Source organism: Methylocaldum sp. RMAD-M, assembly GCF_017832375.1.
In the GTDB taxonomy this organism is placed as follows: domain Bacteria; phylum Pseudomonadota; class Gammaproteobacteria; order Methylococcales; family Methylococcaceae; genus Methylocaldum.
Map to the genome: position 1 here is coordinate 52,836 of NZ_JAFIBZ010000021.1, position 12,316 is coordinate 65,151.

12 protein-coding genes and 1 riboswitch are annotated in these 12,316 nt (G+C 65.2%); all 12 genes read right to left on the reverse strand.

The annotated features are described in order from the left end of the window. Positions 1–21 precede the first annotated feature (21 nt). The 12 genes from cobT to btuB all read right to left on the reverse strand — a co-directional run bounded on the left by cobT (position 22) and on the right by btuB (position 11,827). The gene (cobT, locus tag JOD69_RS17610) at positions 22–1,080 is read right to left on the reverse strand and encodes a nicotinate-nucleotide--dimethylbenzimidazole phosphoribosyltransferase (protein WP_086132761.1); all 1,059 of its coding nucleotides are present in this window, start codon (positions 1,078–1,080) and stop codon (positions 22–24) included. After that, positions 1,077–1,598: a bifunctional adenosylcobinamide kinase/adenosylcobinamide-phosphate guanylyltransferase gene (gene cobU, locus JOD69_RS17615; RefSeq protein WP_086132760.1), complete on the reverse strand. Its 522-nt coding sequence runs from the start codon at positions 1,596–1,598 to the stop codon at positions 1,077–1,079. Before cobU ends, cobT begins: the two co-directional genes overlap by 4 nt. Then, positions 1,595–3,070: a cobyric acid synthase gene (locus JOD69_RS17620; protein WP_210024092.1), complete on the reverse strand. Its 1,476-nt coding sequence runs from the start codon at positions 3,068–3,070 to the stop codon at positions 1,595–1,597. The genes cobU and JOD69_RS17620 overlap by 4 nt, the downstream gene beginning before the upstream one ends. Beyond that, complete coding sequence (locus JOD69_RS17625) at positions 3,067–3,738, reverse strand: adenosylcobinamide amidohydrolase (protein WP_086132758.1); 672 nt, start codon at positions 3,736–3,738, stop codon at positions 3,067–3,069. The genes JOD69_RS17620 and JOD69_RS17625 overlap by 4 nt, the downstream gene beginning before the upstream one ends. A 5-nt stretch (positions 3,739–3,743) precedes the next feature. Next, on the reverse strand, positions 3,744–4,727 hold the full coding sequence (gene cobD / locus JOD69_RS17630) for a threonine-phosphate decarboxylase CobD (RefSeq protein ID WP_210024093.1): 984 nt from the start codon (positions 4,725–4,727) through the stop codon (positions 3,744–3,746). After that, entirely contained in the window at positions 4,720–5,637 is a 918-nt protein-coding gene (cbiB, locus tag JOD69_RS17635) for an adenosylcobinamide-phosphate synthase CbiB (protein WP_086132756.1), read from the reverse strand. The genes cobD and cbiB overlap by 8 nt, the downstream gene beginning before the upstream one ends. After that, positions 5,634–6,440 (reverse strand): cobalamin-binding protein, encoded by an 807-nt coding sequence (locus JOD69_RS17640; protein ID WP_086132755.1) that lies wholly within the window; start codon positions 6,438–6,440, stop codon positions 5,634–5,636. Before JOD69_RS17640 ends, cbiB begins: the two co-directional genes overlap by 4 nt. Further along, positions 6,437–7,723 (reverse strand): cobyrinate a,c-diamide synthase, encoded by a 1,287-nt coding sequence (locus JOD69_RS17645; protein WP_086132754.1) that lies wholly within the window; start codon positions 7,721–7,723, stop codon positions 6,437–6,439. Before JOD69_RS17645 ends, JOD69_RS17640 begins: the two co-directional genes overlap by 4 nt. A gap of 66 nt (positions 7,724–7,789) precedes the next feature. Further along, complete coding sequence (gene bluB / locus JOD69_RS17650) at positions 7,790–8,530, reverse strand: 5,6-dimethylbenzimidazole synthase (RefSeq protein WP_086132753.1); 741 nt, start codon at positions 8,528–8,530, stop codon at positions 7,790–7,792. A 13-nt stretch (positions 8,531–8,543) separates the two neighbouring features. Beyond that, positions 8,544–9,149 carry a cob(I)yrinic acid a,c-diamide adenosyltransferase gene (cobO, locus tag JOD69_RS17655; protein ID WP_077731376.1) on the reverse strand — a complete coding sequence of 202 codons (606 nt, stop codon included), beginning with the start codon at positions 9,147–9,149 and terminating at the stop codon, positions 8,544–8,546. Between the two features lie 12 nt (positions 9,150–9,161). Next, a complete protein-coding gene (locus JOD69_RS17660) occupies positions 9,162–9,749 on the reverse strand; it encodes a hypothetical protein (protein ID WP_086132752.1) in 588 nt (195 codons plus the stop codon). Positions 9,750–9,967: 218 nt separating this feature from the next. Next, entirely contained in the window at positions 9,968–11,827 is a 1,860-nt protein-coding gene (gene btuB / locus JOD69_RS17665) for a TonB-dependent vitamin B12 receptor (RefSeq protein WP_086132751.1), read from the reverse strand. A gap of 246 nt (positions 11,828–12,073) precedes the next feature. After that, positions 12,074–12,299, reverse strand: a riboswitch (cobalamin riboswitch). Between the last annotated feature and the right edge of the window lie 17 nt (positions 12,300–12,316).

A 12,316-nucleotide genomic window follows, 5' to 3' on the forward strand; every position in this document is an offset into this window, starting at 1 on the left:
CGTCAATCTCTGTATTTATTGTCATACCTTTCCCGCAATCCCCGCCTCTTCGAAAGTCACCATACCCGAGTGCAGGGCGCAGGCCAGCCGCAGCAAGGGCAGCGCTGCGGCGGCTCCGCTGCCTTCGCCGAGGCGCATTCCCAAATCAAGCAAGGGCTTCCCGTCCAGGGCCGTCAGAATCCGTTTATGCCCCGGTTCCGCCGAAGTGTGGGCGTAGAGAAACCAGCCGGCGGCTCCCGGACACAGCCGTTCCGCCGTCAAAGCCGCCGCAGTGCAGATGAATCCGTCCACCAGCACCGGCAGACCTTGCTGCGCGCAGGCGACGAAGGCCCCGGCGAGGGCGGCGATTTCGAAACCGCCGAGCCGGCGCAAGGCCTCCAGCGGATTGCCCAGATACGGACCATGCAGAGCGAGCGCCCGGCGAATCACCTCGGCTTTGTGCCGCACGCCTTCCGTGCCCAGACCCGCACCGGGACCAGCCAGCGATTCGGCCGTCTCGCCGAGCAGGGCCGAGGCCAGCGCGGCGGCGGCGGTGGTGTTGCCTATGCCCATCTCGCCGCCGATGAAGATTTGAACCCCGCCCGAGCGGGCGCGCTCGGCGGCATCACGGCCCGCGCGGAGAGCCTGCGCCAACTGGCGTTCGGTCATGGCCGGTCCGCGCACGAAATTGGCGGTGCCCGGCCCGAGACGGAGGTCCAGCACGCCGGTTACGGGACCCGCATTCTCGACCGTGCCCATGTCGATCAACTCCAGATTCGCGCCGAGCGTGCGGGCGAGCACGCTCACCGCCGCGCCGCCCTGTGCGAACTGGCGCACCATGGCCGCCGTGACCGACTGGGGAAAGGCCGATATGCCCTCCTCCGCCACGCCGTGATCCCCGGCGAACAGGACGATGCGCACCCGGTCGGCGGAAGGCTTGGACGTTCCCTGCCAGGCGGCGAGCCGGATCGCCAGCGCTTCTAGCCGTCCCAGCGCGCCCGGCGGCTTGATGAGCGTCGACTGACGTTCCGCCGCCATGCGCGCGGCCTCCTCGTCGGGTTGAGCCACCGGTCCTTTCAGCCATGCAATGTCCCCGGTCATAGTTTTTCCCCCTTCAACACCAACGGAAGACCCGCCACGGTCAGGATCACCCGGTCGCAGACACCCGCCAATGCCTGATGCAACAGGCCGGCCTCGTCGCAATAGCGGCGGCTCAGTTCCCCCGGCGGCAGCACGCCCATATTGGTTTCGTTGCCGATCAGAATGATGTGTCCCGGAAGACCGGGCAGCACTTCGATCAAAGCGTCCCGCTCGCGTGCAAGCCTCGCCGCGTCGGTCTCGCACAAGAGCTGGGTCAGCCATAGGGTGAGACAATCGACGATCAGGCAGCGCCCTTCCGCCGCGCGGGCGCGCAAGGCTACGGCCAATTCCAGCGGCTCTTCGACCAGGTCCCAATCGGGCGGGCGCCGCCGCCGATGGTCTTCCACCCGTTGCCGCATGCCCTCGTCGCCGACTCGTGCCGTAGCGATATAGGTCACGGCCAGGCCGCTGTCCACCGCCCGCTTTTCCGCCAATCGGCTTTTCCCGGAGCGAACCCCGCCCAGAATCAATTCCTTCACGCGTATACTCCCTGCCGGTTCAGGTCCAACATCCGATCGATCGCATTCATGTCCAGGTGGGCGCCTACGGCATCCGCCAGACGGTCGATTTCCGCTTCCCGAATAGCGGCGTAATCCGGGGTTTCCGGCTCGGCCAGCCCGGCCCAGCGGAGAATGGCATCGGTCGCGGCGGTCGACTCGAACAATCCGTGCAGATAGGTCCCCATGATCTGCCCATCCGCCGAGCACGCGCCGTCGTTTCTGTCCGTCAGCCGGGCGAAAGGGCGTTCCAGCGCCGGTCCTTTCGTCACGCCGGCATGAATTTCGTAACCCGTCACCGGCGCGTTCTCCAGCGTCAATTCGCCTCGTACATTGCGGAGCTGCTTTTCCGGCTCAAGCACCGTGCTCAGGTCCAGCCAGCCGAACCCGGCACAGGAACCTGTCTCGCCTTCTAGGCCCAAAGGATCGTGAATCTCTTGTCCGAGCATTTGAAAACCGCCGCAAATGCCGAGCAGTTTACCGCCATAGCGCAGATGGCGCCGAAGATAAGCCTCCCAGCCGGTTGTGCGCAGGAACGATAGGTCGGCGCGCACGCTCTTGGAGCCGGGCAGGATCACGAGGTCCGCGGGAGGTGGCGCCTCGCTCGGATATACGAAGCGAAGGTCGACCTGCATATGCAGGCGTAGCGGATCGAAATCGGTGTGATTGCTGATCCGCGGCGTGACCGGAACGACCACCCGCAGAGCCCCGGCGCTCGCGCCTCTCTGTCCGGATTCGATCGCATCTTCCGCCTCCAGATGCAGACCGTGGAGATAAGGCAGTACGCCCAAAACCGGCTTGCCGGTCTCCCGCTCCAGCCAGTCCAGCCCCGGTTGCAGCAGAGCGATGTCGCCGCGGAAGCGGTTAATGACGAAGCCGGCCACCCGCGCCCGTTCGCTTTCCGATAGAAGCGCAAGAGTGCCGACCAAATGGGCGAACACGCCGCCCCGGTCGATGTCGGCGATCAGAATCACCGGGCAGTCCACGGCTTCCGCGAAACCCATGTTCGCGATGTCGCCTTCCCGCAGATTGATTTCTGCCGGCGAACCCGCGCCTTCCGCGACGATGGCATCGAACCGGGCCGCGAGTCTTTCGTGGGATTCCAGCACCGCGCGGCGGGCGATGCGCTTGTAGGCATGGTAGTCCTGAGCGTCCAGATTGCCGATGGCCCTGCCCTGGACGACGACCTGGGCGCCCGTGTCGGTATTGGGTTTCAGGAGCACCGGGTTCATGTCGGTGTGAGGTTCCAATCCAGCCGCCCGAGCCTGTACTGCCTGGGCGCGGCCTATCTCGCCGCCGTCCTCGGTGACGGCGCTGTTCAGCGCCATGTTCTGCGGCTTGAACGGCGCGACTCTCACGCCGCGCCGGGCCAACAAGCGGCACAAGGCGGCGACCAGCGTGCTCTTGCCGGCGTCGGACGTGGTGCCCTGAACCATCAGTGTACGAGCCGTCATAGATCCACCTCCAGGCCGGCCAGCACCGCCGCGTACACTGCCCGCGCCAGCCTGCCGCCCCACACCGAACGCGGGCCGGCGAAAGATTCCGCCGGGCCGTCCGACGGACAGAGCACGCACACCGCGTCGGTGGCCGTGCCTGTCCCCGGCACGCGCGCCTGCCACAGCGCCTGCGCCTTGGCTTCGGCCGCCGTGGCGACGGCATTGACCAGGGCGGCCTCGCTCAAGCGAACCGGCAATTGCACCACCAGGTTGATGGTGCCCGGCCGGTAATCGCCCGACGGCGCATCGGCCGCCGCCCATATCGGCTGAGCGATACCCACGGTGGCGTCGGCGGCGACCTCGCCATCGCTCGCTCGCCGATAGCCGCGCACATCGCAGGCGGTGAGCAATCCGGCACCGGAGCCGGCAAGGCCGCAGGCGGCGGCGATCTCGGCCACGTGGGCGGCGGGATCGGTCCGGCGGTAATCGGATGGCACTTGCGCGTTCAGTATCCACCCCACAACCGATAAGCCGCCGCCGGACACCGCCGAGGAAATCGCCTGTCGGTGCGAGCCGAAGCGCCAAATCAGGCAGGGCAGCGGTCGGCCGCCGTAACGGTGTTGCCCCAGCGTCGGGTGCACGGCCAGGCAAGCAGGACATTCCTGGCGGCGCGTTTCTTCGCTCATTCGGCTTATCTCGCGAGCAAGGCCATCGCCAGGCGCTCCGAGGCCGAGGCGCTCCCCGGCAGCCCCAAACGCAAGCCCGGAGGATTGGCGAACCGCCGGGTCAGAATGCCTTGCCGGGCCAACCCCTCCTGACGTCGAGCCGCTTTTATACCGGGACACCATTGAAACAAGGCGCAGCCGCCGGCGGACTTGAGGCCGCCGGCAGCCAATAGATCCGCCAGCTGGTGGGCGTTTTCGGGCAGCCGCTGCCGGGCGGCTTCCTGCCAGCGGCTATCCGCCAGCGCCTCCCGAGCCACCCAGCGCGAGGGGCCGGCCACCGTCCACGGACCGAGTAGGGCCGCCAAGCGTTCGAGCAGCTCCGGTTCCGCCAGCACGAAGCCCACCCGGATGCCGGCCAGCCCGAAGAATTTGCCCAGGGAACGCAGCACGATGAGCCCCGGGCGCGGACAGTAGGCAGCGAGACCGAATTCGGGCGTAGGGTCCATATAGGCTTCGTCAACCACCAGCCAGCCGCCGCGCGCGGCGAGCCTCTCCTGCCAGGCCAGAAGTATTTCCGGCGCGAAACGATGGCCGGTCGGATTATTTGGATTGATCGCCACCAGCACGTCCCAGGGCGTGGAACCGGGACCGCGGGCGATGGTTTCGGGCGCAACCCCGATCACCTTGTGGCCGGCGCGGCGCCAGGCATGGGCGTGTTCGGCATAACCGGGGTGGATGACGCCCACCCGCTTAGCATGGAGCAGCGCCGGCAGCGCCTGAATCGCCGCCTGGGAGCCCGCCACGGGAAAAATGCTGTCGCAGCCATAATAGGCCGAAGCGGCCCTCTCCAGTCCGTCATCGTCTTCGGGAAGGCGCACCCAAACCTCGGCCGGAACCGCGGGCACGGGCCACCCGGCGGGATTGACGCCGGTGGATAGGTCCAACCAGTCGGACAAGGGAATACCATACCGCCTAGCCGCGGCACGCAAACGACCGCCGTGTTCAAGCACCGAACAATCCTCCCGTAAAAAACAAGGCCAGCCACAGCCGTGCTCCGCGCCGGACCAGGGCCACGGCATGGGGAATGTCCGCCGCGCCGGGCGGATATCCGTATCCCAAGGCTGGCCGTGCATGCCACTCGCCACGATAACGGGCCGGTCCGCCAAGCGCGAGCCGCAAAGCCCCCGCGCCCGACGCCATCACCGGCCCGGCGTTGGGGCTGTCCCATCCACCGGCCTGCGTGCGCCAGCAATACAAAGCCTGCCGAGCATCGCCCAAGAGTGCATAGGTCAGCGCCGCCAGCCTCGCCGGAACATAATTCAGCGCATCGTCCAGCCGCGCCGCCGCCCAGCCGAAGTAAAAAAAGCGTTCGCTCTTGTAGCCCCACATGGCATCCAGGGTATTCGCCAGCCGGTACAGCACCGCGCCGGGCGCGCCGCCCAGCGCGAACCAGAACAGCGCGCCGAACACCGCGTCGTTGCCATTCTCCAGCACAGATTCGACGGCGGCCCGCGCGACATCGCCGGATTTCATGTCGCCGGTGTCGCGGCTCACCATATACCCCACCCTCCGCCGCGCCTCGAACAAATCGCCGGCCGCGAGCGCATCCCGCACAGCCCCCGCGTGTTCGCCTAGACTCTTGAGGCCCAATGCGACGTACAGCGCCAAAACGCCGAACGCGGCGCCGAATATGGGAATCGATTCCAGCCAGGCTGCAAACACTGTGAACGGAGCCGTCAGCAGCAAAACCGCAATAACGCCCAAAAATCGTGCACGGATTCCCTGCCGTCCGAGCGAGGAATTCCACCGGGCTTCCAGCGCTTCCGCCAGCCGCCCGAAACCCACCAGGGGGTGAAAACGGCGGGGTTCGCCCAAGAGCCCATCCAGCAGCACGGCGGCCACGGCCAGGATCGCGGTCATGCCCGATTCTCCGCCCAGCGCCGGACGATGCCGGCCAGTTGGTCCAGCCCGTCGGTCAATGCCGCGGGACCGGGCTGAAGGATATCGCTGGATTTGATTTCGTGGAGTTCCCCGTCGCGCATTGCGGGAATTGTCTCCCAGCCGGCGCGTGCAGCGACTTGCTCCGGCCGGAACTTCTTCCCGCACCAGGAGCCGACGATGATGTCCGGCGCGCGCCGGACCACCTCCTGCGGATCTTGGATGATGCGGCTGCCGGCGAGCGGCTGGGCGGCGAGTTCGGCGAAGACATTCTCTCCGCCGGCCAGCGCGATGAGTTCGGACACCCACAGAATGCCGGAGATCAGAGGCTGATCCCATTCCTCGAAATAGACTCTGGGGCGGACCGGCAGCGACTCGGCGCCACGACGTACGGTATCCATGTGCGCGCTAAGGCTATCGATCAAGGCCCGCGCCTTGTCCTCAACCCCCACCAGTGCGCCCAGCGTGCCGATCATGGCGAGAATCCCGTCCACCGAACGGTGGTTGAACACGTGCACCGTTACGCCCGCCTTGATCAGGTCGCGGGCGATATCCGCCTGCAGATTGGAAAAGCCCAGCACCAAATCGGGCTGCAAACCCAAGATCTTGTCGATTTTGGCGCTGGTGAAGGCGGAAACCTTGGGCTTTTCCTTGCGCGCTCGCGGCGGCCGCACGGTAAATCCGGAAATGCCGACGATGCGGTGTTCCTCGCCCAATAAATAGAGCGTCTCCGTGGTTTCCTCGGTCAGGCAGACAATGCGTTCCGGCAGCAGTTTCGGATTCATGACGCAAAAAGAGCCGCCACGGCGGCGGGATTCGATGGAAAGTAAAGATGCAAAAAGGAAGCCATCAAGCGCCTGTCCCGGTAAACGGCTTCGGGCTGGCCGTGGCCCTTCGCGGCAAAGGTGTTGGCGAAGGGCGCGAGATCCACCTCCGCCCGGGCATGATGAAAGGTATGACCGCGCAGGCTACCTTCAGGCAGCTCCAGCCCGTGCAGCCCCAGATTGGCCAGCCGCGTCTGCATGACGGAGCGGCCGGGCAGCAGCCCTGCCATCTCGGCCTGATACCCTTGGGAATCGGCAAGCGTTTCCAGGAGATACAAAAGGCCCCCGCATTCGGCGAGGATGGGCTTGCCCGCCGAATGGTGGCTGCGCAGCGCTTCCTTCATGGCCCGGTTGGCGGCCAGCCGGTCGAGGTGCAGTTCCGGGTAGCCGCCCGGCAGCCAGACGGCATCGGCTTCGGGCAAAGCGCTATCCGCCAGCGGCGAAAAGAACGCCAGGTTCGCGCCCAGGGCGCGCAAGGTATCGAGATTGGCCGGATATAGAAAGCAGAAGGCGGCATCGCGCGCCACCGCGATCGTTACGCCTGCCAGCGGGCCGATTGGAACTTCGGATTCGATCGACGAGAACTCCGCCGGCGGCGGCAATTCGGCCAGCGGCGTACCTTCCAGCGCATCGGCCACGGCGTCGATACGGGCTTCGAGGTCGGCGATTTCTTCCGCGCAATGGAGGCCCAGATGGCGCTCCGGCAACGCGAAATCCGCCTCGCGCGGCAAGGCCCCGCGCCAGACGGCAGGATCGGGCAAGGCGGCGCGCAACAGTTCCGCGTGCCCCGCGCTGCCGACCCGGTTGGCCAGCACGCCCGAAAACGGCAATCCTTCGCGAAAGGTAGAAAGGCCGTGAGCGATGGCGGCGAAGGTCTGGGCCATCGCGGAAGCGTCGATCACCGCCAGGACGGGAATGCCGAACAAAACCGCGAGATCGGCGCTGGAGGATGTGCCGTCGTAAAGCCCCATGACGCCTTCGACCAGGATCAGATCGGCGTCGCCGGCCGCTTTGTGCAATAGGCGCCGGCAATGAGATTCGCCGCACATCCATAGGTCGAGGTTATAAACCGGCGCGCCGCTCGCCTTCTCCAACACCATCGGGTCGAGGAAGTCGGGCCCGGTCTTGAACACCCGTACCCTTCGGCCCTGGCGGGCGTACAGCCGGGCGAGACCCGCCGTGACGGTGGTCTTGCCCTGGCCCGAGGCGGGCGCGGAGATCAAGAGAGCGGGACAGCGGCTCATGGCTTAGAGGGTGTGTGAGAAGCTACTGCGCGACCCGATGGCGGCGTCGCGCGGTGCTCGAAGTCCTCATGTACCACTCGTACACTCCGGTTTCTGCGCTCCGGGCTCCTTGCCCTCGGGCCGCTCGCTACGCTTCTCACACACCCTCTTAGGCAGCTTCGCGGGTCGGCCCCAGCCGTTCTCGAAAACGGTCTCTTCCGCCGGGCGGCGCGTGTCCCAGCCTACCGTTTCCAGCAAGGGTTCCGGATAGAAGGCGTCCACATGCCCCAGGCAGAGCACCGCCACCGGCCGGGCGCCCTCCGGCAGATTCAGCAATTGGGCCAATTCGTCCGGTTCGAACAGCGAGACCCAGCCCATCCCCAGCCCTTCCGCGCGAGCGGCGAGCCACAGGTTCTGAATGGCGCAGGCGACCGAACACAAATCCATCTCCGGCAGCGTGCGCCGGCCCAGAATATAACGTTCGCGTCCCTCGGTCAGCGCTGCGACCAGCAGTTCGCCGCACTCCAGGATGCCTTCGAGCTTCAGGCGCCGCACCTCTTCCGCCCGCTCGCCGCAGGCCGCGGCGGTCTCTTCGCATTCCGCCCTTACCAAAGCATGGATGGCGCGGCGAAGCGACGGATCGGTGATGCGTATGAATCGCCAGGGCTGCATGTAACCCACGGAGGGAGCGAAGCGAGCGGCTTCGAGCAGCCGCTGCAATACCGCCGGATCGATCGCGCCGGGGCGGAAATGGCGGGTGTCGCGCCGTTCCCGGATGACCCGGTAAACCGCGACACGGTCGTCGTCCGGGTAGCGATGTTCCGTCATTGGTATTCCGTCATTAGAGATCGATGCCGGCTTGCGCCCGCACGCCGGCCCCATAGGCATGCTTGACATCGCGCATCTCGGTCACGGTGTCCGCGGCGTCGATCAGCCCTTGCGGCGCGCCGCGCCCGGTAACCACCACGTGCTGCATGGGCGGGCGCGCAGCAAGATCCATCAGCACCCTCTCGATGTCCAGATAACCGTATTTCAGGGGATAGGTGAGTTCATCCAGAACCACGAGTCCATAACCCGGATCGGTGAGCATGGCGCGGGCTGTTTCCCAGCCCTCGCGGGCGACGGCGGTATCCCGTTCGAGGTCCTGCGTCTCCCAGGTAAAACCCTCGCCCAGCACCCGCCATTCCACGTCCGGTTGCCGCCGGAAGAAGGCCTCTTCCCCGGTATCCGAACGGCCCTTGATGAACTGGCACACGCCCACCTTCATGCCGTGCCCCAGAGCGCGGGCGACCATGCCGAACGCGGAAGAGGACTTGCCCTTGCCGTTGCCGGTGAGGACCAACAGCAGGCCCTTGTCCAGCGTGGCTAGTGCGATGGCGCTGTCGACGACCGCCTTCTTGCGCGCCATCCGCCGGCGGTGGCGTTCCTCTCGCGACGAATCCGACATGGGGGACCTGCGTCAGTGCGCCTGACGTCCGTCGTCTTCAGCGGACCGCCCAGGTCTGGCCAAGCCGAAGGCCAGATGGACCAGGATTGCCGCCGTGATGTACAGCGCAATGCCTTCCAGCGCATGCGGGAAGTATCGGGCCAGCCGTGCGCCGAATTCGGCGAAGCTGGTTTCCTCAAAACGCCCGGAGAAGAAGTAAAAACCGCCGCTGGTCAGGAGTTCGCAGATTGCGGCACCGGTCACCAGGGCCAAGGCCAGCAACGGCAGGGTGGAGAACCGGAACTGGTAACGGCGCGCGTACCAGCGGCCCGCCAGCCACAATGCGGCGTAGGCCGGCAAAAGGAATCCGTAGGCCGGGCTGACGCAGAAATCGCTGACGCCCAACCAAGTAATGGCCACGTAATCGCTGACCACAGCCAGCCCGAGCAAGGCCGGGAAAGCCCAGACCGAGCGCAGATAGAAACCGGCGAGGAAGAAGACCGCCCACGACGCGTCGGGCAAATGAGTGATGCTCGCGAAATGGTGGCTGCGGGTAGCGGCCATGAGTACGGCCAGCCCCAGGGCGATAGACCAAACGTTCTTCGATGTCGTGTCATGCATGTCGGATCTCCATGGTTGTAGTTAGTTGTGCCGGGCGCTCATCCCCGACGAGGATGTCGTAAAAGTCGCTCCCGGAATGTAGGGCGGGTTAGCCCTTCGACAGGCTCAGGACAGGCCCTTCGACTTAGCTCAGGACAGGCTCCCTCGCGTAACCCGCCGATCCCGGAAAATGGCGGATTAAGGCAGGGTACCGCCTAATCCGCCCTACAAAGCTGAAATTACAGGGCATCCGGCGCGTAGCGCACGGTCAGGAAGAAATTCAAGTCGTCCTGATAGAAAAAACGGGCAGTCTGATACTGCTTGTTCAACAGATTAGCCACCCGCCCCTCCAGAGACAAGCCCCGATACAGATCCACGCTGGCGCGCAGATCGACCGTCACGTAACCGGCCAGCCGCTGGGTGTTGGCCACATCGTCGAAACGGCGGCCCTCGCCGTAAACGGTCGTTCCGACCCGAACCGGACCGACCGAGCGGTCCAGGTCGAACCGGAACATGGTCTGCGCGCGGCGCGGCAGCCGATTGCCATTATTGGCTCCTTCGGACAGATTTTCGGGATCGATCAGGCTCAAATTGGCCGCGATGTCGAAGCCCCACAGCCGAGTCGAGGCCTGGGCTTCAAGGCCGAGTATGCGCGCCCGGTCCAGGTTTTCGGCGAAGCAGCTTACCTGGCCGCACACGGTGGCGATCATGTCGTCGATCTCCGTGTGATAGCCGTTGAGCGCCCAGGCCACGTCCCAGTGCTGTCCGCTGATTCCGACTTCCCAGCTCTCCGAGGTTTCCGGCTCGAGCATCGGATTGCCGAAACCGGGGAAATAAAGTTCGTTGAAGGTGGGCGCCTTGAAGGCCTTGCCCCAGGACGCGCTCAGGCGAATGCCGTTGTCGAAGCCATAGCCCAAGGCCACATTGCCGGTGGGATAGACGCCGAACTGTTCGTTATCGTCGACGCGCGTACCCAATACCGCGTCGAATCCGCCCAAGGTCAGCTGGTACTGGGCAAAACCGGCCTTGTCGTCGCGCGAATCCACGGCATAGTCGGTCGTGCTGTCGACCTGATCGTTGTAGTAGTCCAGCCCCAGGGTAAAAAGGTGCCCCTCGGCCAACGCGAAATCGTTCTGCCAGGTGACGTTGACCCGCTGAGTGTCGAAAGTGCTGCTGAACCGCCGATCCCTGAAGTTGTCCGACTCGTCCAGGGTGCGGCCTGCCCTGAGGCTCGTGGTCCAGAATTCAAACGGCGAATATTTCAGGCGGCCGCCCACCATTTGCTGCACGAAGGTCGAGCGGTTCTGCAAATTGCCGTCGAACTCGTTCTCGCCTTCCGCGTGCAACAGATTGCCCTCGATTTCCAGGCCGTTGTCGAAGCGGTAGCCGGCGCGAGCGCTGCCCGAGGTATTGCGATAGCCGTCGTCATCGGGTTGATGGGTGAAGCAGCCCCCGCCGCCCAAGCTGAAAGGCCGCCCGGCGCATGCGTTGAAGCCGCGCGTTTCCAAACGCGAACCGTTCAGGCTGTACCACGCCCGGTCGTTGCCCCCGGATACGCCGCCGGTAGCCTTGTACATCGAATGGCTGCCCGCGCCGAAACTCAGGTAAGGCTTGAAACCCTCGCCGCCCTTGCGGGTGAAGATCTGGATCACCCCGCCGATCGCCTCCGAACCGTACAGGCTGGAGCGCGGCCCACGGACGATCTCGATGCGTTCGATCTGGTCGATGGGGATGTCCTGGAAGGCCGTGATTCCGGTAGTGGCCGATCCGGCGCGGACGCCGTCTATCAGTACCAGCACATGACCGGATTCGGTTCCGCGCAGGAACACCGAAGTGGACTTTCCCAGACCGCCGTTGTTGGCGATCGACAGGCCGGGCACGCCACGCAGGACCTCCTGCACGGACTGCGCCTGCCGGCGCTCGATTTCGTCGCGGTCGATGACGGTGACCGAGGCCAGCGATTCCTCGACGCTCCGCTCCGTTCGAGTGGCGGTAACGGTAACGGTTTCGAGCCGGGAAAGATAGGCATCGTCGGCACGGACCGACGGCAGACAAAAAAACAGCAATGCCGCCTCTAGGCAGCGGTTTTCGATTTTCATGTTCGATGACTTCCCCCGAGCACACCCGCGCGGGATAGGATTGCGCAAAGCACACGGAGGAAGCCGCGGACGCATTAGTCCGGGAGGCCGATCAAACGACCGGAGGCTTGCCCTGCGGGGTGAAATACAAGGATGTATTTCTACAGGATTTACCGGAAGCGCTTAGAGTTCCCCCTCCCGTCTGGAGAAGGAGCTGAATGCATAAGTCCTGTCCTAGGTAAAGGCCATCCAGGCGTCGCCCTCCGCGATGCCGACCTGGCTTCAGGCCGGTCTCCGGGCTCGCGAGCGGGGGTCCTCCCCGGAACAGCGCCTTCCCGCGCTCTAAAAGCGCAGTGGCATTGTGCTGTTCCTCAACTCGCTTACCGTTGCGGGGGCAGCGCCGGCCTTGTTCCTCATGAGTCAGGAACGCACCGGCTTCCCGTTTAATCCCGGCCGTAGAGCTCGCCGGGACACCTGAAGCGGTCGGCAGGTTAATCGATGGACGGGAAG

Bases quoted from the DNA above. Each gene is read 5' to 3' on its own strand.
- cobT (WP_086132761.1), bottom strand. From the start codon at position 1,080: ATGACCGGGGACATTGCATGGCTGAAAGGACCGGTGGCTCAACCCGAC.
- JOD69_RS17620 (WP_210024092.1), bottom strand. From the start codon at position 3,070: ATGACGGCTCGTACACTGATGGTTCAGGGCACCACGTCCGACGCCGGC.
- JOD69_RS17625 (WP_086132758.1), bottom strand. From the start codon at position 3,738: ATGAGCGAAGAAACGCGCCGCCAGGAATGTCCTGCTTGCCTGGCCGTG.
- cbiB (WP_086132756.1), bottom strand. From the start codon at position 5,637: ATGACCGCGATCCTGGCCGTGGCCGCCGTGCTGCTGGATGGGCTCTTG.
- JOD69_RS17640 (WP_086132755.1), bottom strand. From the start codon at position 6,440: ATGAATCCGAAACTGCTGCCGGAACGCATTGTCTGCCTGACCGAGGAA.
- JOD69_RS17645 (WP_086132754.1), bottom strand. From the start codon at position 7,723: ATGAGCCGCTGTCCCGCTCTCTTGATCTCCGCGCCCGCCTCGGGCCAG.
- bluB (WP_086132753.1), bottom strand. From the start codon at position 8,530: ATGACGGAACATCGCTACCCGGACGACGACCGTGTCGCGGTTTACCGG.
- cobO (WP_077731376.1), bottom strand. From the start codon at position 9,149: ATGTCGGATTCGTCGCGAGAGGAACGCCACCGCCGGCGGATGGCGCGC.
- JOD69_RS17660 (WP_086132752.1), bottom strand. From the start codon at position 9,749: ATGCATGACACGACATCGAAGAACGTTTGGTCTATCGCCCTGGGGCTG.
- btuB (WP_086132751.1), bottom strand. From the start codon at position 11,827: ATGAAAATCGAAAACCGCTGCCTAGAGGCGGCATTGCTGTTTTTTTGT.